Annotated in this window: 18 protein-coding genes; 7 read left to right on the top strand and 11 right to left on the bottom strand. The window is 40.6% G+C overall.

The window, feature by feature from the left end; translation table 11 throughout:
- Window positions 1-9 precede the first annotated feature (9 nt).
- Complete coding sequence (locus KO530_RS07410) at window positions 10-219, top strand: DUF2909 domain-containing protein (RefSeq protein ID WP_216047779.1); 210 nt, start codon at window positions 10-12, stop codon at window positions 217-219.
- Window positions 220-244: 25 nt separating this feature from the next.
- On the opposite strand, the gene KO530_RS07405 is transcribed toward KO530_RS07410, so the two are convergent.
- From KO530_RS07405 to lexA, 5 genes are all read right to left on the bottom strand, one after another.
- Window positions 245-1138 carry a cytochrome c oxidase subunit 3 gene (locus tag KO530_RS07405; protein WP_216047778.1) on the bottom strand — a complete coding sequence of 298 codons (894 nt, stop codon included), beginning with the start codon at window positions 1136-1138 and terminating at the stop codon, window positions 245-247.
- 11 nt (window positions 1139-1149) lie between these two features.
- Entirely contained in the window at window positions 1150-1719 is a 570-nt protein-coding gene (locus KO530_RS07400) for a cytochrome c oxidase assembly protein (RefSeq protein WP_216047777.1), read from the bottom strand.
- A 12-nt stretch (window positions 1720-1731) separates the two neighbouring features.
- Window positions 1732-3321, bottom strand: coding sequence for a cytochrome c oxidase subunit I (gene ctaD, locus KO530_RS07395; protein ID WP_216047776.1), 1590 nt, complete (start codon window positions 3319-3321; stop codon window positions 1732-1734).
- Window positions 3322-3332: 11 nt separating this feature from the next.
- Window positions 3333-4487: a cytochrome c oxidase subunit II gene (coxB, locus tag KO530_RS07390; protein WP_216047775.1), complete on the bottom strand. Its 1155-nt coding sequence runs from the start codon at window positions 4485-4487 to the stop codon at window positions 3333-3335.
- Window positions 4488-4973: 486 nt separating this feature from the next.
- Window positions 4974-5597: a transcriptional repressor LexA gene (gene lexA / locus KO530_RS07385; protein WP_216047774.1), complete on the bottom strand. Its 624-nt coding sequence runs from the start codon at window positions 5595-5597 to the stop codon at window positions 4974-4976.
- A 467-nt stretch (window positions 5598-6064) separates the two neighbouring features.
- Between lexA and plsB the strand changes: the two genes are divergently transcribed.
- From plsB to KO530_RS07370, 3 genes are all read left to right on the top strand, one after another.
- Complete coding sequence (plsB, locus tag KO530_RS07380) at window positions 6065-8515, top strand: glycerol-3-phosphate 1-O-acyltransferase PlsB (RefSeq protein ID WP_216047773.1); 2451 nt, start codon at window positions 6065-6067, stop codon at window positions 8513-8515.
- A gap of 221 nt (window positions 8516-8736) precedes the next feature.
- On the top strand, window positions 8737-10464 hold the full coding sequence (locus tag KO530_RS07375; RefSeq protein ID WP_216047772.1) for an ATP-dependent nuclease: 1728 nt from the start codon (window positions 8737-8739) through the stop codon (window positions 10462-10464).
- 3 nt (window positions 10465-10467) lie between these two features.
- Window positions 10468-11877, top strand: a complete 1410-nt coding sequence (locus KO530_RS07370; protein ID WP_216047771.1) for a UvrD-helicase domain-containing protein — start codon at window positions 10468-10470, stop codon at window positions 11875-11877.
- Window positions 11878-11886: 9 nt separating this feature from the next.
- Here KO530_RS07370 and KO530_RS07365 read toward each other — a convergent pair whose 3' ends face one another.
- The 3 genes from KO530_RS07365 to ilvD form a co-directional block, all read right to left on the bottom strand.
- On the bottom strand, window positions 11887-14472 hold the full coding sequence (locus KO530_RS07365; protein WP_216047770.1) for an exonuclease domain-containing protein: 2586 nt from the start codon (window positions 14470-14472) through the stop codon (window positions 11887-11889).
- A 158-nt stretch (window positions 14473-14630) separates the two neighbouring features.
- Window positions 14631-16172, bottom strand: coding sequence for a threonine ammonia-lyase, biosynthetic (gene ilvA / locus KO530_RS07360; RefSeq protein WP_216047769.1), 1542 nt, complete (start codon window positions 16170-16172; stop codon window positions 14631-14633).
- Complete coding sequence (gene ilvD / locus KO530_RS07355; protein WP_216047768.1) at window positions 16173-18020, bottom strand: dihydroxy-acid dehydratase; 1848 nt, start codon at window positions 18018-18020, stop codon at window positions 16173-16175.
- A gap of 434 nt (window positions 18021-18454) precedes the next feature.
- Between ilvD and KO530_RS07350 the strand changes: the two genes are divergently transcribed.
- Window positions 18455-19966 carry a YifB family Mg chelatase-like AAA ATPase gene (locus KO530_RS07350; RefSeq protein WP_216047767.1) on the top strand — a complete coding sequence of 504 codons (1512 nt, stop codon included), beginning with the start codon at window positions 18455-18457 and terminating at the stop codon, window positions 19964-19966.
- On the opposite strand, the gene ilvY is transcribed toward KO530_RS07350, so the two are convergent.
- Window positions 19960-20826: an HTH-type transcriptional activator IlvY gene (gene ilvY, locus KO530_RS07345; protein WP_216047766.1), complete on the bottom strand. Its 867-nt coding sequence runs from the start codon at window positions 20824-20826 to the stop codon at window positions 19960-19962. The two genes, KO530_RS07350 and ilvY, sit on opposite strands and share 7 nt — an antisense overlap.
- A gap of 183 nt (window positions 20827-21009) precedes the next feature.
- On the opposite strand from ilvY, the gene ilvC reads away from it, so the two are divergent.
- Window positions 21010-22494: a ketol-acid reductoisomerase gene (gene ilvC / locus KO530_RS07340; protein WP_216047765.1), complete on the top strand. Its 1485-nt coding sequence runs from the start codon at window positions 21010-21012 to the stop codon at window positions 22492-22494.
- A 652-nt stretch (window positions 22495-23146) separates the two neighbouring features.
- Window positions 23147-23479: a hypothetical protein gene (locus KO530_RS07335; RefSeq protein WP_008846084.1), complete on the top strand. Its 333-nt coding sequence runs from the start codon at window positions 23147-23149 to the stop codon at window positions 23477-23479.
- Between the two features lie 56 nt (window positions 23480-23535).
- On the opposite strand, the gene KO530_RS07330 is transcribed toward KO530_RS07335, so the two are convergent.
- Together KO530_RS07330 and can are read right to left on the bottom strand one after the other, a co-directional pair.
- Window positions 23536-24792, bottom strand: a complete 1257-nt coding sequence (locus tag KO530_RS07330) for a multidrug effflux MFS transporter (protein WP_216047764.1) — start codon at window positions 24790-24792, stop codon at window positions 23536-23538.
- A 212-nt stretch (window positions 24793-25004) separates the two neighbouring features.
- Entirely contained in the window at window positions 25005-25595 is a 591-nt protein-coding gene (can, locus tag KO530_RS07325) for a carbonate dehydratase (RefSeq protein WP_216047763.1), read from the bottom strand.
- Window positions 25596-25622 lie beyond the last annotated feature (27 nt).

The following is a 25622-nucleotide window of genomic DNA, read 5'->3' as shown; positions in this document are numbered from 1 at the left end:
TGATCGATTTTGATAGTAAAATTATTAGTCGGCGGTTTATTACTGTTTATGCTCTACAATCTTTTTCGCGCGATGATAATAATGTTAAAAAACGACCCTAACCAGCCTCCTATGAGTAAATTTATTGGCCGCAGGGTGATGACCTCTGCAATTATAGTGATTTTGTTATTATTGGCTGTGGCAACTGGATTGATAACACCGAATCCGCGCCCCTATTAAGGGACGCAGAACCGTGAGCGTAAATCTACAGAATGTATACAAAGAAAAATAACATAACCCAGACTACATCAACGAAGTGCCAATACCAACTGCCGGCTTGGAATGCAAAATGATTCTCTGGCGTAAAGTGACCTTTTAATACCCTTAAAAACAAGACAATTAAAATGATCGTACCCAAAGTAACGTGCATTCCATGGAAGCCAGTTAATAAGAAGAATGTATTGCCGTAAACGCCTGATTGCAGTGTCAGGTTCATTTCACGATATGCGTGCACATATTCTTCAACCTGCAGGGTTAAGAAGAAACAACCCAGTAAGATAGTCCCTCCTAAAAACGCAATTAGCTTGCCGCGCTGTTCCTTCTCTAGCGCCACATGAGCAAAGTGACAGGTGACTGAGGAAATCAACAAAATAATAGTGTTGTACAGAGGTAAGCCCATCCAGCCCATCGCGGTTGTCTCAACGCCACCAGGGGTTTTAGTCAACGGCCAAACTGCTTCAAAATTAGGCCAAAGAACCTCGGCAGTCATGGCATTGTTGCCAGCCCCATCAAGCCAAGGCATAGCGATTACGCGAGCATAAAATAGTGCGCCAAAAAAAGCCGCAAAGAACATGACTTCAGAAAAAATAAACCACGCCATACCTTGTCGATAAGAGCGTCCCAACTGAGCACTGTACATTCCTGACATAGATTCGTGAATCTGGTTTCTGAACCATCCCACTAACATGACCAGCAAAGTTACAATTCCGGCAGCCAGAATCCAGCCACCATAGCCACTTTCACCTTTGGTTTGTTCAACCACAAAATTTCCTGCGCCAAAGGCAATCAGAAATAATGCTACCGCGCCGACAATCGGCCAAGGGCTTTGGTCTGGAACATAATATTTTTCGTACACTTGTTGTTGCTGTTGTTGTGCCATTTTGATTCCTTTTATCCTTGATTCATTGCAACGCCTTCGGCACTTGCCGTTACGTCATACAAGGTATACTGAAGGGTAAAAAACTTAATATCTTTTGGAAGCTGCGGATCAACATAAAACTTCATCGGCATTATTGCTTCTTCGCCAGCACCAAGAGGCTGATTATTAAAGCAAAAACACTCGGTTTTATTCATATACAGAGCGGCAGTGCCCGGTGAAACAGAGGGAACAGCTTGTGCCACATAGTCTTTGTTGGTGGTATTTTTAACGTAAAAATCCACCTGATTCATTTCACCTGGATATACTTCCACTTTACGAGTTTGAGCCCTGAATTCCCAAGGCATTCCAGTATTGGTTCGGGTAATAAACTCAATGCTAATCGTGCGAGAACGATCTATCTCGATTGATTCGTATACAGCAGCTGTATCACTGGTTTTACCGTTAATTCCCGTCACCTGACAAAAAACCTCATAAAGAGGGACTAATGCAAATGCGAAACCAAACATACCAATCACAACAACAACCAGCTTTAAAGCCAGTTTGCCGTTGTTAGATTGGTTGTCGTTTGAACGCTCAGTCATGTCAAATCACGCTTACTTAATAACAGGAGGCGTATCAAATGTATGATAAGGAGCTGGAGACGGGATTTCCCATTCCAAACCCTCTGCACCTTCCCACACCTGGTCAGATACAGGCTCACCTTGTTTGCGACAGGCTTTAATAAGAAGTGCTAGGAATATCAGTTGCGATAAACCGAATGCAAAACCACCTAAGCTTATCCACTTATTGAAGTCAGCAAACTGAAGTGCATAATCCGGAATACGACGAGGCATGCCAGCTAAACCAACAAAGTGCATGGGGAAAAACAGAACATTAACGGAAATCAATGAACACCAGAAATGCCATTTAGCCAATGTGATATCGAACATCTTCCCAGTCCATTTAGGCAGCCAATAGTAGACCGCTGCCATAATCGAAAATATTGCGCCTGTTACTAATACATAATGGAAGTGAGCGACGACAAAATAGGTATCGTGATATTGGAAATCCACAGGCGTTATCGCCAACATCAAGCCCGAAAGACCACCAATGGTAAATAACACAATAAAGGCTAAGGCAAACAACATTGGCACCTCAAATGACAAGGAACCCCGCCACATAGTGGCTACCCAGTTGAAGACCTTCACCCCTGTGGGCACCGATATCAGCATAGTGGCGAACATAAAGAACAGCTCGGCCCCCACTGGCATCCCCGTGGTAAACATGTGGTGCGCCCAAACGATAAAAGACAACAACGCAATTGACGTAGTTGCATATACCATAGACGCGTAACCAAACAGTTTTTTACGGGAGAAGGTCGGCACAATTGCGGAAATAATACCGAATGCCGGAAGAATCATAATATAAACTTCAGGGTGTCCGAAGAACCAAAATATGTGTTGGAACATAACCGGATCACCGCCACCAGCAGCATTAAAGAAACTAGTGCCGAAGAACTTATCGGTTAGTACCATGGTCACCGCACCCGCTAAAACAGGCATAACGGCGATCAGCAAGAATGCAGTAATTAACCATGTCCACACGAACAACGGCATCTTCATCCAAGTCATGCCAGGGGCTCGCATGTTGAAGATAGTTACAATGACGTTAATCGCTCCCATGATGGATGAAATCCCCATAATATGGACCGAGAAAACGAATAACGCTGTGGTGTCATTACTGTATGTTGTAGACAAGGGCGCATAGAAAGTCCAACCAAATGCTGGACCGCCACCTTCCATAAACAACGAAGCTAACAAAATGGTAAATGCCATTGGCAAAATCCAGAAGCTCCAGTTATTCATTCTTGGTAGAGCCATATCCGGCGCACCAATCATCATCGGAACCAGCCAGTTGGCTAATCCGGTAAATGCAGGCATAACAGCCCCAAATACCATGATAAGTCCATGGACTGTCGTCATCTGATTAAAGAAATTCGGTTCAACTATTTGTAATCCAGGCTGAAATAATTCAGCACGAATTACCATAGCCATGGCACCACCAGTTAAAAACATGATGAATGCAAACCACAGATACAGCGTACCTATGTCTTTATGGTTCGTAGTAAATAACCAACGTTTTATGCCGCTGGGAGCATGATGGTGATGGTCATCGTGATCTAGTTCTGTCGTCGCTGTGCTCATAACCGCTCCTCCTATTGACCTGTAATTACGGCGTTAACATCTTTAGCTTGGACCATGTCACCGGTATTGTTACCCCAAGCATTACGTTCATAAGTGATAACTGCTGCCAGCTCACTCATAGTTAATTGTTTTGCAAAAGCTTGCATGGCAGTACCCGTCTTACCGTTTACAACGATTTCAATGTGCGCAGGCATATCAGCCAGAACCATTTGGCTTCCAGCCAATGCGGGGAAGACCCCTGGCAAACCTTGACCATTTGGCTGGTGACAAGCTGCACAAGCGCGCATATATACTTGCTCACCAGTGCTCATTAGCTCTTCCATGCTCATATTCATGGCCAACAATCTTTGCTCTTCTTCTTTCGCTTTGCGCTGTATTTCTTCTTGCGTGTTTATCCATTCTTCATATTCAGCGGGTTCTTTGGCGACCACAACTATTGGCATGAATCCATGATCTTTCCCGCAAAGCTCTGCACATTGACCGCGGTATACACCAGGTTCAATCACATTTGCCCAGGCTTCATTGATAAAACCGGGATTAGCATCTTTTTTAACGGCAAAGTCAGGAACCCACCAAGAATGAATCACATCATCCGACGTAACCAAGAAACGCACCTTTTTGCCTGTTGGAATAACCAAAGGACGATCAACTTCTAAGAGGTAGTTATGGCCTTTTTCAAACTTGTTGTTTATCTGTTCTTGCTGAGTTGCCATCACAGAATAATATTCAACGTCGTTTTCCATGTACTTGTAATGCCATTTCCATTGAGATCCAGTAACAAGAACAGTTACTTCTGAGTTTTCGGGATCTTCCATTGCAATCAATGTTTTAGCCGCTGGGAATGCCATTACGACAAGAATGATAAAAGGAATTATTGTCCAAGCGATTTCAACTTTCACACTCTCATGAAAGTTAGCAGGTTTAGCACCGCGAGATTTACGGTGGAAAATCATGCTCCAAAACATGACACCAAACACTAATACTGCAATGACTACACATATGAAAAACATGAGCATGTGCAGATCATAAACTTGTCCACTGATTTCAGTCGCGCCTTTGCGCAAATTCAATTGATACTGATCAGCAGTCGAAGTCGAATCTGCAGATACTGTAAATGCAATTAGACTGGTCAGTATTACCAATATGCCGGACCATATCTTTTTCACTCAACACCTCCTGTTGATTTAAGCCGTTCCCAAAGGAGCAAAGCAGAGTAAACAACCGCAAAAAACTCAGCTATGGTAAATGACTTGGGATCTAAATGTTATGAAGCTGTAAAAACCAGTATAAGAATTACTCAACTAAAGTCTAACGTCTAGTGTTTTTTGTTAAAATTATAAACAACCGGTTGATTTTCAATCAAAATAGGCAAAAAAGTTATTTTTTATATCAATTGCAAATAGCTTTGGTTACTAAAGATATTAAAATCGGTAATTTTCCATCCGCAAAAAACAAAAATGCTCGCTCGGAGAATAACTAGACATTCTGAAATGGATTTTTTAGGATATTTTTTGAACAGAAAATGTATTCACTGGCAGAATACAAAATAGAGAAATCGTGGTTCGCAGTTTTAGAAAACTAACATTCAAAATAATAAAAAAGGTGACCAAATAGGTCACCTTTTTTAAAGAACTTTGCAATCAACCGCGTAATTACATCCAATCAGCGTTGCGAATAACGCCCACAGCAATACCTTCAATATTAAAAGGTTGCGACGCTAGATCCACTTTAATAGGGTTAAATTCATCGTTTTCAGCATGCAGAATCACTTCTCTACCACGCTTTTCAAGACGTTTAACAGTAACGTCTTCATCGACTCTTGCCACAACTACCTGACCATTGTGAACATCGGTTGTACGATGAACTGCCAGCAGGTCACCATCCAAAATGCCGATATCCTTCATACTCATACCGCTTACTCTAAGCAAAAAATCGGCACTGGGTTTAAATAGATCAGGATCGACTTTGTAATGACATTCAACATGCTCTTCCGCCAATATAGGTTCACCCGCAGCAACACGGCCAATCAAAGGTAAGCCAACTTCTTCCAAATCATCTTCTAGGGGAACATTAAGTTTAATCCCTCTAGATGTGCCAGGTAGAATTTCAATGACCCCCTTACGCGCCAGAGCTTTTAAGTGCTCTTCTGCCGCATTAGCTGATTTAAAACCTAATTGTCGCGCAATTTCAGCACGGGTAGGTGGCATACCTGTAGCCAACATAGTGGCTTTAATTAATTCGAGAATTTCGCTTTGTCGTGGAGTTAGTGGACGCATAAACAGCCTGTTTTTCTATACAGTTTAACTGTCAGTATATACAGTTACAAAGATAAAACAAACTTTGTTTTTCATTTACTAAGTAATTTTCAAAGCAGTCTAATATTCCAGCTGAATGTGTGCCTTTTGATTTGTCGGCTTGCGTATTACAGCCAAATGAAGCAAGTCTGCAAAGCTTTTTTGTTGAGATTATTTTGCGTTTATTGGAAACCAATTTAATCTGCTTTTGAACTAGCTAGGAGAATCCGCCTCCAATTACTATCAGAAAATACGAGTCGCGAACTTCAACATTTGTCTGACAGCAGGTTATTCACCTAATTAGGGTGACTTTACATGCGCTAACAATATAAAATAGCAGTACGACTCAAGAGTCGTTAGTCTGCGTGTTTTGGTGTGCAAACATGAACAGAATTCCGTTCTTCATGCTATGCTTTTAACGATTTCGAAACCTCAAGGTGTTATATAATATGGATTGGCTGCATAATTTGCTGCTTTCGATTTTTGCTTTTCCCGTAAAATGGCTGGTCAAAGTCAATAGTATTCCAACAGACATTGAAAGTGAGCTGGGTATAGATAAAAGTAAACCTATAGTTTATTTGCTCAGAACTCACTCTATTACTGACCAACTTGCGCTTAAAATGTCGACTAAGAAAGTGGACTTACCCAGCCCTACCAAGAAAATTCTCATAGGTGGAGAAGAGCACAGCGCCAGTGTATTTCTTGAGCAACCTCAATCTGTTATTGGTAGGAAGATCAAAGGAACCAAAATAGCAGCAGATTTAACCCATTTATTCCAACTTCACAAAGACAACGCAGATCTCGATTTACAAATTGTGCCGGTTACTGTTTTTTGGGGTCGCGCGCCAGGCAGAAAATCCAACGGATTAGCAGATCTGTTAGCCGACAAGGCTTCACCGAGTTGGTTACGCAAATTTTTTATCGTGTTATTTTTAGGTCGCGATAATTTTGTGTCTTATAGTAAAGCTGTATCGTCTAAAGACATGACCAAATTACCTGGTACAGAGTCTGAAATCGCGCACAAATTAATTCGCCTAGCAGGCACCCACTTTCATCGCAAAAGACAAGCATTTAACGGCCCAATGCTGTTAGAAAAGCAAGAGTTATACAATTCGATTCTTGGTTCTGTGTCAGTTATCAATGCAATCAACGAAGAATCTAGACAAAAGAAAATTCCTTTGTCTAAAGCCAAAGCAAACGCTAAATCTTATATAAACGAAATTGCTGCAGATTATCGTGAAGGTTTGATCCGCTTTGGAGACAGGGTATTAACCCGTATTTGGAACAAAATATACGATGGGATCGAAGTTGGCCACGCCGACAAAGTGAGAAAATTGGCTCAAAATGGTCATGAAATTATTTACGTTCCCTGCCACCGCAGCCACATGGATTATCTGCTGTTAACCTACGCAATTTACCATCAAGGGTTAGTGACACCGCATATCGCTGCAGGCATTAATCTAAACTTTTGGCCTGTGGGCGGGATTTTCCGAAAGGGTGGGGCTTTCTTTCTACGCCGCAGTTTTGCCGGTAATAAACTCTATACTAGCGTGTTCCGTGAATATCTAGAGCTATTATTCAACAAAGGGTATTCAGTTAAATATTATGCCGAAGGCGGACGCAGCCGCACAGGAAGGTTGTTACCACCGAAAACGGGTATGTTGGCCATGACGTTACAAGCGATGATCAAAGGAGTGAATCGTCCAGTGAGTATAGTTCCGGTTTACATTGGATATGAACACGTCATGGAAGTAGGCAGTTATCTAAGTGAGCTAAAGGGCAATACCAAGAAAAAAGAATCTGTTTTTGGACTGTTTTCAGTGGTTAGAAAGTTAAAGAATTACGGCCACGGATTTCTTAATTTTGGCGAACCCATACAGCTCAATAACTTCCTTGATGAACAAGTACCTAATTGGCGTGATGCCCAAAATAGTGAAGTAGATAAAAAACCCAGTTGGCTTACTCCCACTGTCAATATTCTTGCTAACCAAGTGATGGTACGAATCAACCAAACGGCAGCCATTAGTGGTATGTCACTGTGTGCATTGTGTTTGCTCTCTGCCAAGAAAAACGCGATGGGCCAAAAAGAGTTAGAGCAGGCAGTCGACGATTATCTTCACCTCTTAAAGTTATCGCCCTACAGTGAACTGGTTAGCTTACCAGACAAAAACGGCCATGAAATTGTAGAGCAAACCCTGAAACTAGGGAAAATGAATGTATCTGAAGATAGTTTTGGCAAGATTATTTCGTTAGAGCAGCGCAATGCCGTTACCTTAACTTACTATCGCAATAATATTTTGCACCTGTTCGCCATTCCTGGATTAATTGCCGCTATCGTTTTTGCGCACAATGGAATCGAAAAAACTAAGCTGCTTGATCTGATTATGCGTTTGTATCCAATGCTACAACGTGAATGGTTTCTTTACATGTCTCCTGAGCAAGCACAGGAATACGTGGAAGGTCTGATTGAAAGCATGTTGGAAATGGGCATGATAGTCACCGTCGGAGGTAATTTAGCGCCTGCACATCCAACAGCGCAGTCTTTTTATTCGCTGTGGTTGCTAAATCGCTGCGTTCAAGAAACCTTGCAGCGTTATGCGCTAGTGTTATCTTTGTTAGCCAAAGAAAAGAAAATGAGTCGTGCCGCATTAGAACGTCAAAGTGCTAAATTTGCAGAACGATTAGCCGCACTCCATGGTATTAGTTCACCTGAATTTTTCGATAAAAACGTGTTAGCAACCTTTGTTAATGCACTTAAGGAAAATCAACTTTTAGCAGATAGCGAAGACGGGCAATTGCAACATTCAGAAACCAGTGAAAAATTGCGTCAAGATATCATTGCTTTGATTGCGCCAGAGATCGCTCAACGTCTAGAGAAGCTCTACGCATTGCAAAACTAATATGCTAGGCAACAAATAATAAAGGCTCCTACTTAGGCGGGCTATTGAATGAACTTGGAGCTACTACTGTTTTCAGTGGTAGCTTTTTTATCTCTAATCACCTTTAACCTCAATAAATATAATGCTTTATTTTCTTCAGGTTGGCATACTCTAAGAGGACTATTTTACAATTAGTCTAAATTTATCAATTATCTGTAGTAGCTTTCTTACAAGGATTAGTGATGTCTCAAATTAGGCATGTTGAAATAAAGAATTTTAGAGTGGTTAAACATTTGGTTTGGACACCAAACCCCGGATTAAACTGTTTAATTGGAGCTGGTGATTCTGGCAAATCGACAATTCTGGAGGCTATAGATTTAGCCTTAGGCGCTAGACGCTCTTATTCGTTTTCTGATGCTGATTTTAATGGATTAAACACAGATACTCCTATCGAAATATTTGTCACCATAGGACTACTAGCTCCAGATTTACTAAATTACGAAAAGTATGGGAAATTTCTAAGAGCATTCGACTTACAAAATAAATTACTACATGATGAGCCAGCTAATGGTTGTGAAACTGTTATAACAATTAGGTTAGTAGTAGACAAAGATCTCAATCCTGACTGGCTGTTATATTCTGATAGAGCACTTGCAGAAGATATTGAAAGGAGACTTCCTTGGAAGCACAGAGAGCTAATATCTCCAGCTCGTCTTGGCACAATATCTTCTCACCACTTAGGTTGGAGCAATAGATCTGTACTAAATAAGCTTTCAGAAGATAGCATAGACGTTTCAGATACCTTGACTCGACTAGGTAGAGCTACTCGTGACTCGTTTCGTGAGCAGAAAATAGATGGTATTGATGAAATACTTACTAAAGTTAAGACTATCGCAAATAAGTTGGGAGTTTCCGTTGAGCAATTAGAAGCTCAATTAGATGTAGGGAGTATTTCTTTTTCAAATGGTGCTATCAGTTTACATGGAGACAATAACACTCCACTGAAGCAATTAGGCACAGGCTCATCTAGATTGTTGATTAGTGGTCTTCAGAAAGAATCTAGTAGCTCTAATATACTGATTATTGACGAAGCTGAATATGGTCTTGAACCATTCAGAATAACAAGACTGTTGAATGAATTAGGTTCAAAAGATGCAGAACCTCAGCAACAAGTATTCATTACTACTCATTCACCATATGTTCTGAGAGAGTTACAAGCACAGCAATTATTTGTAGTCAGAAAACTGCAAGCTCCGTTGCCTCCACCGAATCCATCTTATTCGCATATTATTTACAGCTTAACGAACAGCTATGAAGATCAGTCAACGCTTAGGGTTTGTGCGGAAGCTTTCTTTAGTAAAGTTGTTATTGTGTGTGAAGGAAAAACTGAAATCGGCTTAGTTAAAGGTATTGACTTATATAGCCAATCGTTAGGTAGAGATAGCATTCAAGCGCAAGGTGTCTTTTGTACTGACGGTGGTGGTGACTCAATGTTTACTAGGGCTTTAGTATTCAAAAAACTAGGATATCACACCGTGATACTAAAAGATTCGGACAAGGATGCTGAACATCAACAACATGTTCAAACATGCATAAATAATGGTATAGGAATTTTTTCATGGGGCAATAATTTCGCTACTGAAAATGCGTTGTTCTCTTGTTGTCCATCAACGTGTATTCCTCTATTACTGAATTATGCTGTTTCACTGAAAGGTGAGCAATCAATAAATCAGCACATTTCTGACTTGTCTCAAAATAGTTATAACTTGCAGACTGCACTGATTACTGACACTCCTGATTTAAGAGTAATTTTAGGGAATGCCGCAAAGAAGAAGGGCTGGTTTAAAGATATAGAACCAGCAGAATATATTTCTCGAAGTATTATTGGCCCACACTATGACCAATTTCTAGCTCAATTTACTGCACCAATAAACCAACTCTTTCACAATGTTCGTAATTCGCAAGGCTAGTATATGATTAAAACTGTACTCGATAGCGGTAATGGAGCGGTAATAGCGCCAGCGGGTTGTGGTAAAACTCACCTTTTAACAGAGATTTTAGGGCAAGCTCTACCTGCACCATATCTGGTTCTTACTCACACCACCGCAGGTGTAGCAGCGCTAAAAAAGCGGCTAACAAAACTTAAAATTCCTACTAAAAATTGTGTTATTACTACAATTGATGGTTGGTGCATTAAGTTTGCTAATTCCTTCAATAACTCTTGCCCGATTCAATCTAGTGTCGATGTACCGGGAAAGTTCTATCCTGAATTAAGAAAATCGGTTTTAAGTTATTTAGCCTCTGGTGCAGTCAATGAAATCATTATTTCTACATACTCAAGACTATTAGTTGACGAGTATCAAGATTGTGATTTTGATCAGCACAATATTATTTGTAATTTGTCGAACATATTGCGAACAACAGTGTTTGGCGATCCAATGCAAAGGATATTTAACTTTAGAGGAGTGAAGCTTCCCAATTGGGAAACTGAGGTTTTAGTCAACTTTCCACTTATCTGTGAGTTAAACACGCCTTGGCGGTGGGAAAATGCTGGTACTAGCGACTTAGGAAGTTGGTTACTGGAAAGTCGTAGCCAATTGGCAAAAGGAAACAAAATAGATCTAACTACCTGTCCAAATTATATATATTGGAAATCGCTAACAGGTGACCACCGAGCGGATCACCAGCAGCAGGTCGATTCACAGTATGAAATTAGAAAGAACAATAATGACTCTCTTTTGATTATTGGAAATCCATATCGAGCTGAGTCTCGCCATAGCTTCGCTAGCTCAGTTAATGGTGTTGATGTTGTTGAAACTGTTGACTTGAAGGATGTAATCTTATTGGCAAATATTTTGGATAATTTCAAAGGAGAAACTTGTTTAGAACAGTTTTTGACTGTTATTACAACAATGATGTCAGGTACAGAGAAGGCTAAATTAAAACAAAGAGCAGAATCAATCAGTAATGGTCGAAATCGAACTCCAGCCTCTGCCATCGAATTAGCGTATATCCAAATGCTTGATTCGTTCTGCCCAGAAGTAGCTAATTCATTAGTCCTTGCGCTAGAAGAATCGGAAAATACCAGAGTCTTTCGAACATCAGCTTTCAGTGCTGTCAAAGAAGTGTTGCAACTAAAAGTTTCTAACCCAGCCTATACTTATATTCAATCGGCAGAAGTAGTTCGTGAATCGAGAAGGCATAATGGTGAAAACAGAGTTCCCTATAGGGCAATAGGAAGTACACTGTTGCTGAAGGGCTTAGAATCAGATCATGTTTTAATTCAAAATGCTGATGATATGAATAGCCAAAATTTATATGTGGCTTTATCTAGAGGCGTTAAGTCTATAACCGTATTTTCTCGCTCTCCAATTGTTGGTTAACTAAAATTACTATTTAGCTTTTTTGTTTAACAAGTGTATCTTTTCACGATTAAGGCTAAAGTTGAGTATGTCATTCGCAGTAAATATTTTGTTTGCTAAATTTAACCTCATTCCTGGGCTAGTTGGTTTTGGCATTAACTGGCGTTTACCCTTGTATTCTTCTCTCAAGCTACGTTCATTGGTAGAGCAATAATTGTGGTATATCCTTTTAACTTCCATTAGCTTTGCCATCCATTTTGGATTGTATCCTGAATATGCATTCCAGCGCTTTGAATTGGTTCCGCTAGTAACGGGCCGTTCATAGTAATTAATGTGTCTTCTTAAAATCTGGAACCAATTATCAACACCATTTAGTGATGCTGAGTTTAGTAGTGACGCAACCTTTTCAGGCTCAAAATTCTTAATATTTGTTAGCGGTAGAAAACCAGCGAACCTTGATAACATATTCGGACTCACAATCCATTCTGATTTACTTCCTTTGAGCGTGACGCGGCTACTTAACTGCTGACTCCAAAGCAAATTAAGACGTTCTTCTTTAGACATCTTAGGAAAGTCTTGCTGTAATTCTAAGTCTCTCTTTTTTATCAGTTCAGCAGTAGATTTATCTAACAATTGATTATTACCTGAACGCTCCGTAAAGACTTGAAAAGCCCTCATTGTTCCATCAGCAAGCCAGTCCTGAAATACACCAGAAATAGCAGTTTTGAACCCAGAGTCGTTATCAGCATACAAGTTAATATGCCAAGCGGTGCGAAGCATCTCTTTTATGACAGCGAAATGTGTCAACATACTATACGTTTGATTTACCAAGAGTCCTTGCGTTGGCATTTGCATTGCCACATCAGCATTTGTTTGACGAGCCATTTCTTCTACTTCGGCATCGTTTAAAACATACTGAGCATACCTACGATAATAACTCTCTTTGTCACTATCTTTTTTCTCTTTATGCTCTTTTTTAATATAATCAGAGTCGGTCGTGAAATCAAAGTTTAACGTTGAAGCAAACACATACCCTGAATGGTTATCAACTGTCGAAGTTACAACTAGAGGCGTTGGACGAGGTATATCATGATCTCCCCAATTTGTTGTATGGTGCAATCGATCTGTACTTAGATTTAAGGTTTTTGTAGCTACAGCATGATCAATAAGCTGTGAATGATAAGCATCGAAGGCCAAAGCTTGTTCATAGAAAAAATCAATTTTTCCGTAAATTACTTTGGCTGACATATCTAATTTTTCTTGCTCACGATTTATGATTCCTTTGTTCATGAGGTTAAGAAAGAGAGGTAAATTCCTATCTCTCATATAATGACGCTGCTGAGGGTCGAGCTTGACAGAAAACCTTGTATTACAAGATTCGCACTTAACTCTTTGCGATCCCAAGCGCTGCTCTTCAAGTTCTTGAACCGTTGGCTTACGACCTCTAGCAACTGACTTGCTCACTTGTTTTTTGATAACTTCTGTTGGCCTTGTTTTACCTGATAAAGTATATAGTTCAGGGTTACTGAAAATGCCTTGACCAACATTTATACATCGTGGCTTTAATACTGCCGTTCCTTTTCTTACTTCGTATGACTCAGGTATATAGTAATGACGCTGACCATAAGGAGTGCCGCTATCACCAGTATTTGGGCAGGATGGTTCCTCTTGTCTATTAATAGCAGCCAATCGCTCTAATTCTTTGCCAAAGCTTTGATTATTGATAATTACACAGCTTTGACCGCATAGCTTACAAGTCAGCAGGTACTCATTTTTATTCGTGGTTAGCTTATATCCATTTCTGAGTCCCTTTTTAGGCTTTCCATTTTGATATTTTTCTGGGTTTAAGGCCACAACGCCAAAGTTTGCACACTCACTATTCTTACAAAAATTTTGTTGGATAAATACTTCACCCAATTTACTTTTATATGCCCTAGGAATAGTTAATAGCTTGGGATCTCGATGAGGTTTTGAGTGAGGTGTACGTTCTAAAGGGGTTATTGTTTCATCTGTTAACTTGAAAAATAGCTCTGCACATAAACTAGCATCTATTAGAGCACCGTGAGTTTTTCGATGGCTTATATCAATACCGTATCTTTTACATGCATTGTCTTGACTAATATTTTTTTCAGAATTGAATTTGAGTTTAGTCAACTCCATCGCACAAGTAATTTGAGAGCAAATGTCATTAATTGAAGACGGGTAGTTAATTCGATTTAGCTCACTATTTATGAACTGGATATCGAATGAAGCATTGTAAATAACAAGGTGAGCATCCTTTATGAAATTTATGAAGTCTTCTGACACCTCTTTAAAGGTCGGTTTACCTACTAATTCTTCACCAGAGATTTTGTGAACTCTAAAAGCGCCTTTTGTAGATTTTTTGCCTTCAGGATTAATTTGCGTATTAAACACATGCCCTGTTTGTTTGCCATCTCTATATTCTATGCAGGCTAGGTCGATGATCCTATGACCACCTTTATGCGGGTCTAAGCCCGTTGTCTCTGTGTCTAAGAAGACATATCTCGTCATAATTCCCCCCGTTACTGAGAAATTATAGGTAATTTGAATGGTTTTTATAATATCTTGTTGAAATTTAAGTGCTAATTGTAGCAAAAACCAAAGTTAGTCAAGAAAAAATACTGGTTTTCGTTGATATAACCTATTGTTTTATAATAATTAATATATAAAAAAGCCACTGTAAAAAAGACAGTGGCCTCCAAGTTCATTCAGTAGCCCGCTACTTAGGAGCCTTTATTTTATACCAAACGCAATTACTTACCTAAATCGGATAAAAAGAACTGATAAGCGGGATTACTTGTCTGTTCATTATATTGGTAGCCAAGTTTATCTAAATGCTGGTCAAAGTCCGCTCTGGCGCCTTCGGGTAAATCAAAGCCCGCAAGCACTAAACCTTCCGCTGCACCATGATTACGATAATGAAACAAGGTAATATTCCATGACTCCCCAAGGGTATTCAAAAATTTCATCAACGCCCCTGGATATTCTGGAAACTCAAATGAGAAAATATGCTCATTGAGTAACGTGGGAGGACGGCCGCCTACCATGTAACGCACATGTAACTTTGCCATTTCATTTTCAGACAAATCAAAACATTGATAACCACTATCTGTAAGCAGCTTTTCTAATTGATGATACTCTTCCCGTCCAAAACGCAATTTTATCCCAACGAAGATATGTGCTTCTCCATCACTGGAATAACGGTAGTTAAACTCGGTAATAGTTCTGCCACCTAGCAACTCACAAAAACGTTTGAACTCACCTTTTTGTTCAGGGATTCTAACCGCAAAAACAGCTTCTTTTTGTTCGCCCAGTTCACATCGCTCAGACACATATCGCAAGGTATGAAAATTGATATTGGCGCCACACAATATGCCACCAATTTTTTTACCGGAAATTGAATGTTGAGAGAGATACTTTCGAATACCAGCCACAGATAACGCACCTGCTGGTTCAGCTATTACCCGAGTATCATCAAAAATGTCTTTGATTGCGGCACAAATTTCATCCGTATTGACAGTGATAACTTCATCAACAAATTGTTGGCATAATCGGAACGGTTCTGTACCTATGGTCTTCACTGCCACGCCATCAGCAAATATACCCACCGATGGCAACGCCACAGGTTCACCAGCTTGCAAAGCAGCCTGTAAACATGCAGATTCATCAGATTCTACCGCAATGATTTTCAAATCAGGTCGTAACTGCTTGAGGTAAACACTGATACCCGCAGCCAAACCTCCACCACCGACAGCAATGAATAGCATATCCAAGTCAGGTAACTGCTCAAGTAGTTCTCTACCAATGGTTCCTTGACCAACAATCACGTCTTCATCATCAAAAGGCGCAACCATAGTGTAACCATTGACTTCAGATAGGCGCAGCGCTTCGGCTTTTGCCTCATCGAAGCTGGTGCCATGCAGCACAACGTGTGCATATTCACCACCAAAACGTCTAACCGCATCCACTTTAATATCTGGTGTAGTTTCCGGCATCACTATTGTGGCTTGTATTTTTTTGATCTTGGCAGAATAAGCCACACCTTGAGCATGATTTCCTGCAGACGCAGCCACTACGCCGGCCTGCAATTGCTGCTGAGTCAAACAAGATAATTTATTGTAAGCACCGCGCAGCTTAAACGACTTCACCGGTTGTTGATCTTCACGCTTCAAGTAAATTTCATTACCTAAAGCAGTAGATAAACTGGTTAACCGATTCAGTTCGCTATTCACTGCCACATCATACACCGGTGACAGTAGAATACGCTTCAAATAATCATTAGCAGATAAACTCATTTAATCTTCCAATTTTGAAGCATCACGTACTCCGCCTTTATCGGCACTGGTGGCTAACAAGGCATATGCTTTAAGTGCCAATGAAACCTTGCGTTGACGGGTTGCCGGCTTCCATGGTTTAGCACTGTTATTCATGTTGTCACGGCGAGTTTGCAATTCAGCGTCACTGATATCTACGCCAATTTTGCGTGCAGGGATATCAATGATGATAGTGTCACCTTCTTCAACCAACCCTATACCACCGCCACTTGCTGCTTCTGGAGCACAGTGACCAATAGATAAACCTGAAGTACCACCAGAGAATCGGCCATCAGTGATTAGTGCACAAGATTTACCTAGGCCTTTAGCTTTAAGATAAGTGGTTGGGTACAACATTTCTTGCATTCCTGGACCACCTTTAGGACCTTCGTAACGAATAATCACAACGTCACCGGCAACTACCTTATCACCCAAAATAGCAGCAACCGCATCATCTTGGCTTTCAAAAATACGCGCACGACCAGTAAATTTATGAATCGACTCATCGACACCTGCGGTTTTTACAATACAACCATCTTCTGCAATATTGCCGAATAAAACCGCTAAGCCACCTTCCTCACTGAAAGCATGCTCACGATTACGAATACAGCCGTCTTCGCGATCTGTGTCGGCGGTAGGCCAACGACAATCTTGGCTAAAAGCTTTTGTTGTGCGGATACCAGCAGGGCCTGCTTTATAAAACTCGATCGCCTTTTCGTTGGCCGGATTTGTAATATCCCACTCAGCGATAACTTCACCAATAGATTTGCCCAACACATGAGGACAGTCATCATGCAATAAACCAGCGCGGTTTATTTCAGCTAAAATTCCCAATACGCCACCGGCACGGTGAACATCTTCCATATGGTATTTAGGTGTAGATGGTGCCACTTTACATAAATGTGGAACTTTACGAGATAGGCGATCGATGTCATCTAGGGTAAATGGAATCTCACCTTCTACCGCGGCTGCCAACAAATGCAAAATGGTATTGGTTGAACCGCCCATGGCGATATCCAAACTCATGGCGTTTTCAAACGCTTTAAAATTAGCAATATTGCGAGGCAAAACAGACTCGTCATCTTCTTTGTAGTAACGACGACAAAGCTCAACAATTTGTCTTCCAGCTTGTTTGAATAAACCTTCTCGGTCCGCGTGCGTTGCTAACATAGAGCCATTGCCTGGCAACGACAAACCTAAGGCTTCGGTCAAACAGTTCATCGAATTCGCCGTGAACATACCTGAACATGAGCCACAAGTAGGACAAGCTGAACGCTCCACTTCGTCACTTTCGTCATCAGTTACATTGTCATCCACACCGGCGACCATGGCGTCTACCAAGTCCAATTTGATAAGTTGATCTGAAAGCTTGGTTTTGCCGGCTTCCATCGGTCCGCCTGAGACAAAGATTACCGGTATATTTAAGCGCATCGACGCCATCAACATTCCTGGGGTGATTTTGTCACAATTAGAAATACACACTATGGCATCGGCACAATGGGCATTGACCATATACTCTACCGAATCAGCGATGATTTCTCGCGACGGCAAGCTGTATAGCATCCCGCTATGACCCATGGCGATACCGTCATCTACGGCGATAGTATTAAATTCTTTAGCAACACCACCGGCTTCTTCGATGCTACGAGCAACCAATTGGCCCATATCTTTTAAATGCACATGTCCCGGAACGAACTGAGTAAATGAGTTAGAAACGGCAATAATGGGTTTGTGAAAATCGCCATCTTTCATGCCAGTGGCACGCCACAAAGCTCTGGCTCCGGCCATATTGCGACCTTGAGTGGTTGTGGATGAACGTAACTTTGGCATGGTAAAACCCTCTAAATTGAAATCATTTCGACTAATTAAATATGTTTTTGTTTAAGCCTTTAAAAACAAAAACCCCCGCGTTTGATTGCGAGGGTTTTGGCAAAACTAAGAATACACCTACCCTCGCTGGGGCAACCCCCACGCGTCAATAATCACAATCAACACTTGCTCGATAGTTGTATAAAACATGGTATTCATATTAATAAGATCGTCACTGTTGTATAGAAATATCATGTAACCCCCCGCAGAATCAAGTTTTCAAAGGGTATATATTATTCTTTAGGCGTCGATTAATCGTTGTAAATGAAAATATTGTGATTAAACCAGCCAAGCATTTCAAAACTAGACTATAAACTGGACCTCGCTTTCTGGCACTTAGTAAAAACTTTCTCTAGTTTAATAACATAAGTTAGGCAGTACGTAGGGAAATGTAAATGTCATTAGCCGTTGTATACTCTCGGGCATCAGTGGGCATAGACGCGCCACTGGTAAGTATTGAGGTGCATCTAGCCAATGGTTTGCCAGCATTTAACTTGGTAGGATTAGCAGATGCTGCGGTACGGGAATCTAAAGAGCGGGTAAGAAGTGCGTTACTCAATTCAGGTTTTGAATTTCCTGCTAAACGAATAACAATAAACTTAGCGCCAGCCGATTTACCCAAGGACGGCGGGCGTTTCGATATCCCCATCGCGATCGGCATTATCGCTGCCAGCGGCTTAATTGCAATTGAACACTTAGAACATTTTGAGTTTGCAGGGGAGCTAGCGCTGACAGGAGACATTCGCCCTATCTCAGGCGCACTGCCGTTTAACTATGCCTGCCATAATGCTAAACGAACAGCTATTTTACCCACCGAAAATGCATCAGAAGCATGCTTAATTCAACATAGTAAAGTTTTAGCTTTTAACACCTTATCGCAACTGTATCTGCATTTATCTGGTCGCCAAACCGTGTCCTTACAACAACCACAAACCACCGCTAACACGCAGCAGTATGATTTTGATATGGCAGATATTAAGGGCCAACAGTTGGCTAAGCGCGGATTAGAAATTGCCGCAGCTGGAAGTCATAATATTTTGTTCGTAGGGCCGCCAGGCACTGGCAAAACCATGCTAGCCCAACGTTTACTGACAATTTTACCGGAAATGTCACAACAACAAGCTTTAGAAACTGCCACCGTCTATTCCATAAGTGGTCACGAAGTTGACCCTAAAACTTGGCGATTGCGTAAATTTCGACAGCCTCACCATACGTCTTCGGCAATTGCCCTTGTAGGTGGAGGCGGCAACCCTAAGCCCGGTGAAATTAGCCTAGCCCATAATGGTGTGCTGTTCTTAGATGAGCTGCCTGAGTACGAGCGCCGCGTATTAGATGTGCTTCGCCAACCGATAGAATCTGGGTTTGTTTCCATTTCTCGCGCGTCAAAACAAGTAAAGTATCCAGCTCAATTTCAACTGGTAGCAGCGATGAATCCCAGTCCAACTGGCAGTTTACGGGATGGAAGAAGCACTTCAGAACAAGTATTGAAGTACATTAATCGAATTTCTGGTCCGTTTTTAGACCGTATTGATTTGCAAGTTGATGTACCAAAATTAGCCAACAATGAGTTGTATTCTTGCGCTCAAAACACCGCTGAGAGCAGCGCTGAAATCAAAACCCGTGTACTTCATGCCAGGCAACAGCAAATGGAACGAGCTGGCAAGTGTAATGCTCAGTTAACGAATAATGAAATGGACATTCACTGCTCACTACATCATGAAGACCGTTTATTTTTGCAATCTGCAGTGGAACAATTAGGTTTATCGATGCGCGCGTTTCACCGAGTTATTAAAGTTGCACGCACTATTGCAGATTTAGCTTTAGAGCCGCAAATTACTCGAACTCATTTAGCAGAAGCCCTTGGTTATAGAGCGCTAGACAATATTATCAACGAATTGCGCTACTGAAACTCTGGTTGATTAAAGAACTCTTCAATTAAGGTTTCCGATTGCCGTGACTTTAAACAACATAGTCCAAGTTGATAGGGTTCGATATTGTTAATTTTTATGCGATTAACACGCCGACTCGCTAAGGAATTATCAAGGACCACTTGCGGTACAATGCCCAACCCACAACCCAGCCCAACCATACTAACTATCGCTTCATTGCCACCGACAGTACCATACACTTTAGGTCGAATACCCATTTCCGAAAACCAATGATGAACAATACGCTTTGAAGGTCCACCTTCAGGTAAAACAACTTTGTGATCACGCCAGTCCACCTGTTCAAGACTGGTGATTTGCGAATCTTTAGGGGAAATTAACAGCAGCGGAATCGTATCTATAGGTTGAAACTTGATATCTTTAGGCATGTCAGGTGCAAAAATCGCAATGGCTACATCCACTTCTTTATTGGCGACTTTTGAAACGGATAACCATGGATCCCCAGTAGTCAGCTGTACTTCGACTTGCGGATGTTTCTGTCTAAAAACATTTAAAATAGTGGGCAAATGACTTTGGCTAGCCGTGACTGAGCAATATAGTTTGATTTCACCGGTTAACATAGGGTTGAGCATATCAAGATCGGCTTTCAAACTATGCCAATTCGATAACACCTCCTGACTAAATGCCAACATTTTCTCTCCAGCCAGAGTCATTTTTACCTTTCGGTTATCCCGTAAAAACAGTTCCGCGCCACACTCTTCTTCTAAGCGCTGGATTGCCCTGCTCAGGGTCGATGGACTGACGAATAGCGCATTAGCGGTTTTACCAAAATGTAAACTCTGAGCGAGATGCTGGAATAATTGTAAAGAGCGAAAATCCATAACGTTTCATTTTTTGCAACACTGTATTGCGAATATATCATTTTATTCAACAGAGCGTAAGCAGTAGACTCTGTTCATCACAAGTCGTCACTGACTCGATAGAAGAATTAAACACATATTTCCGTTCACTAATTATCAACGGTAATGAATATTTTTATAAGTTGAAAAGACAGTAGGTACACAATGGCAAATTACTTCAATACATTATCTCTGCGTCAGCAGTTAGACCAATTAGGTCGTTGTAGATTCATGCAAAAAAGTGAGTTTGCTTCAGGTTGCGACGCGCTTAAAGGACAAAAAATTGTCATCGTTGGATGTGGTGCTCAAGGTTTAAACCAAGGTTTGAACATGCGTGATTCTGGTTTGAACATATCTTATGCATTGCGTCAGGCTGCAATTGATGAAAAACGTGATTCATACCAACGCGCTACCAGTAATGGTTTTGAAGTGGGTACTTATCAGCAATTGATCCCAGAAGCAGATGTTGTTTACAACCTAACACCTGATAAACAGCATTCAAGTGTTGTTGAAGCTGTTATGCCACTTATGAAGGATGGCGCAACACTCGGTTACTCTCACGGATTCAACATTGTTGAAGAAGGTCAACAAATCCGCTCTGATATTACAGTGGTAATGTGTGCACCTAAATGTCCGGGTACTGAGGTACGTGAAGAATATAAGCGTGGTTTTGGTGTACCAACACTGATTGCTGTGCATCCTGAGAACGACCCTCAAAACAAAGGCTGGGATATCGCCAAAGCATTAGCTTCTGCTACAGGTGGAGATCGTGCCGGTGTTCTAGAATCATCTTTTGTTGCCGAAGTTAAATCTGACCTAATGGGTGAGCAAACAATTTTGTGCGGAATGCAGCAAACAGCCGCGATTCTTGCCTATGAAAAAATGACTGCCGACGGTATGGATCCAGCCTACGCTGGTGCACTAATTCAATTCGGATTAGAAACCATTACCGAAGCACTTAAGATTGGTGGTGTAACCAATATGATGGATCGCTTAAGCAATCCAGCTAAGTTGAAAGCATTTGAGTTATCAAATCAATTAACTGCAATGTTACGTCCACTTTTCGAGAAGCACCAAGATGACATCATCAGTGGAGAGTTCTCCAAAACGATGATGGAAGATTGGGCAAATGGAGACGCAAATCTTCTTAAATGGCGCGAAGAAACGGGCCAGAGTGCGTTCGAGAATGCACCTGAGTACTCAGGAAAGATTGATGAGCAAACTTTCTTTGATAAAGGCATCTTTATAGTTGCCATGATCAAATCAGGCGTTGAACTAGCATTTGATGTAATGGTCGAAGCAGGAATACTACCTGAATCAGCTTATTATGAGTCGTTACATGAAACACCACTTATCTCAAATACAATTGCTCGTAAGCGCTTGTATGAAATGAACGTAGTTATTTCCGATACAGCTGAATACGGCAACTATTTGTTCGCCAATGCTGCAGTTCCACTATTGCGTGAAAAATTGATGTCAACTATCTCATCAGAGTTAGTCGGTAAAGGTCTAAGTAACACTTCAAATAGTGTCGACAACAAAGCATTAGTTGAAGCAAACAAAGCTATTCGTTCAAGTGGAGTTGAAGCCATAGGTGAGACTTTACGTGGATATATGACAGATATGAAAGCAATTGTTGATGTTGCCTAATTCATAGTGTCATAGACAGTACCAGTTTCTGTCGTTAGGTGCTTAAAACTAAGCCCTTTTTGCCCGGTCATTTGACCGGGCTTTTTCTATTTTGAAGAGTCGATAAGCTTAGTGTGAGTAATTACCTACTACTGATTAAGAATGTATATAATTTAAAAATATGTGATTTCTTTGTTTTATACTTGATGATATTTTAATCTATCGTAATAATGTGAGAAAATTATTATCCTTAAATATTTAAGAATTGTTTTGAACAATAAAAAATCCAGTTTTTTTGGCAAAAATAGTGAAATTAGGCTGGAAAAGTAACTAAAAGTCGTATTAACTCTACATCTTGATCAAAAAGATCGAACTTCTTTTAGCAATAAAAGCAGATAATAATAAATAGTCGCTAAAGCGATACAATAATAAAAACTAAAGTTAAAATATTTAATTTATTGATTTACATAAAATAAGCCGTAATTTGTAACCTTAAGTTGAATCATAAATTGATTCGAAGACACTTTTTAGTCTCTGATCAGAAACAAAATATTTAATTGAATTTTCCCGAGGCGTTATATATCGGGCTTTTAATCATTGGCCTTTTTTTTGCATTTGATGCAGGAAAATAGCGGTATCATAATAATAAAACATGTTCTAAGTGGAGAGCACTATGAATTCATCAATATCAAGATTCACTCAAATGGGCGACTGGATCTTCGAAGTGAAAATGGTTAGAGCACTTCGCGTAAAAAAGTATGGAGAGCCTTACACTGCTTTAGCGACATTGACAGCGAATGGGGAGTCAATGTACATAGATAGTCAACTTACCCGAGAGAATGATGACTTTTCCCGAAAAGACTTTCTAACATTTTATAAATTCTGCCAAGCCTTAGAAATGAAAAATGTAATTTATGATAAAGTCAAAAACGGCGTAAGACATCCTCGAGTCGTAGATATAGTCGAAAACGTCAAACCCTCTCCAATAGTGCGTCTAGTCAAATAATTCCAACCTATCAAAAGTAACAAAATAGAAAACAGTTAGATTGAATGTAGCATTATCTATTTTGTTATTTTACGGGTATTACAAACTGGTGCTTGCTCAGCACCATTTCCGGCAAATCGGAAGCAAATCAACGTAATCAAACCAAACACCATAAAGCCAATTGCTATGGGCGTAATGTCAGTTTTGACAAAACTGCCAATAAACATAGCAACGGGAACGGCAAATGCACTGCTAAGTGAACCTGTAATCGCTGCTCCTAAGCCCGCCACATGTCCTAATGGCATCATCGCCAGTGAATTAAGATTGCCAAACAGAACACCAATAAAGAAGAAATTAATAAACATAATTACGATAGTGACCAACAAAGGTGGCAGACCTTGATAGTGTAAAGTGGCAAGCACAAAAATCGTCGACATTACAATCGTCCCGTAAATCGCTAGGGTGCAAAGTTTACGCATTCCCATTGTCATCACTAAAGTACCGTTAATAAATGATGCAATGCCGATTGAGAAAGCCAGTACAGCGAAAATCAGGGGGAACATATCCCCTTGTGAGTAAAAATCTTCAAAGATGGTCTGAGACGCACTCAGATAAGCTAGGAACGATCCAAAAATACAGCCCATAGACAAGGTGTACATCATCACAGCTCGGTGAGTCAGAACATACTTACTTGATGCCCATAAGTCGGAAAATGCAAACGGCTTTCGTTTTGATTTAGGTAAGGTTTCAGGTTGACGACTGAAAAACCATATCGCCAAACCAAAACCGATAATCAAGAATGAAATAAATATTTCGCGCCAAGATGCGAAAATCAATATTGCTTTACCGAATGCCGGTGCAATCATTGGAACCAAGATAAATACCATCATGATAAACGACATCACTCTGGCCATGGCTTCGCCTTCAAATTGATCTCGAATCAGTGCAATACTGGCGATTCTGGGCCCAGAAACACCAAATGCTTGAATCACTCGGCCAAGCAACAACATTTCCATTGATTGCGAAAACAAACAAATTACCGTACCCAAAGCAAAAACGATCAAACCGGAAAGAATCGCCGCTCTTCGACCCTTGGTATCGGAGTAGGGACCATAATAGAGTTGCCCAAACGCCATTCCCAAAAAGAAGATGGAAATAATCATGTGAGTGTATTGCGGACTTTCACTGCCTAAATCACTGCCAATTTGATTGAGTGCTGGCAGCATGGCATCGATACTCAAAGCAACAATCGATGTCATAAATGCCATTAGGGTAACAAACTCAAACAATCCAAGTTTAGGTTTAGAGTGTTCGACAATCTCTTCAGTGGTCATTAGTACAATTAAATCCTTTTTGTAAAGAAGCTACATACAAAATTGTAGATAGACAGTTACAGATAGAGTTATGAGTGAAATTATATAGGAATAGTAGTTTCAATTTGAAGGCAAACGCTATAACCCAGATTAAAATCGTATTATAGCGTTCACATTTCCAATTGGTACTTGCTAAAAGTCATGGATAAAATAATTCATTTGTGAAGCAACGATTAATCTACGCTCAAATCCGTTACCAAACCATTTTTAAGGCTATAAACCCAACTGTGAATCTTTAATTTCTGTCCCCGGGCAAGGGCATCTCTTATAATTGAGTTACGCTTAACATTTTCAGTCTGTTCAAGCACATTGATTTCACAGAGTCGCGCCGATTTGGCAGCACCACTTAGTTTACTTAACTCTTTTTCATGTTTGCTGGCGATATCCCGAATGTGTCCCAACCAGTTGTCTACCAAGCTTAAATTTAGAGGCTCTTTTTGAATTGCCGCATCAATACCGCCACAACCGTAATGACCACACACAATGACGTGTTCAACTTTCAACACATCAATGGCGAACTGCAAAACCGAAAGACAGTTAAAATCAGTGTGCACAACTAGGTTAGCCACATTGCGATGCACAAAAACTTCGCCTGGGGGTAAGTCGACTATCTGATTTGCAGGGACTCGACTATCAGAACAGCCAATCCATAAAAATTTGGGATTTTGTTGTTGCGCCAATGACTCAAAAAAATGCGGCGTGACCTTTGTGGTCCTTTCCGACCACTTGCGATTATTTTCTAACAGCTGTTCGATTTCATTCATGGGAATTTACCTATAACTCAAGGTTAC

Origin of the sequence: Aliiglaciecola lipolytica (assembly GCF_018860635.1) — a bacterium.
Lineage (GTDB): Bacteria > Pseudomonadota > Gammaproteobacteria > Enterobacterales > Alteromonadaceae > Aliiglaciecola > Aliiglaciecola lipolytica_A.
This window is presented reverse-complemented; position numbering and strand designations above follow the sequence as displayed.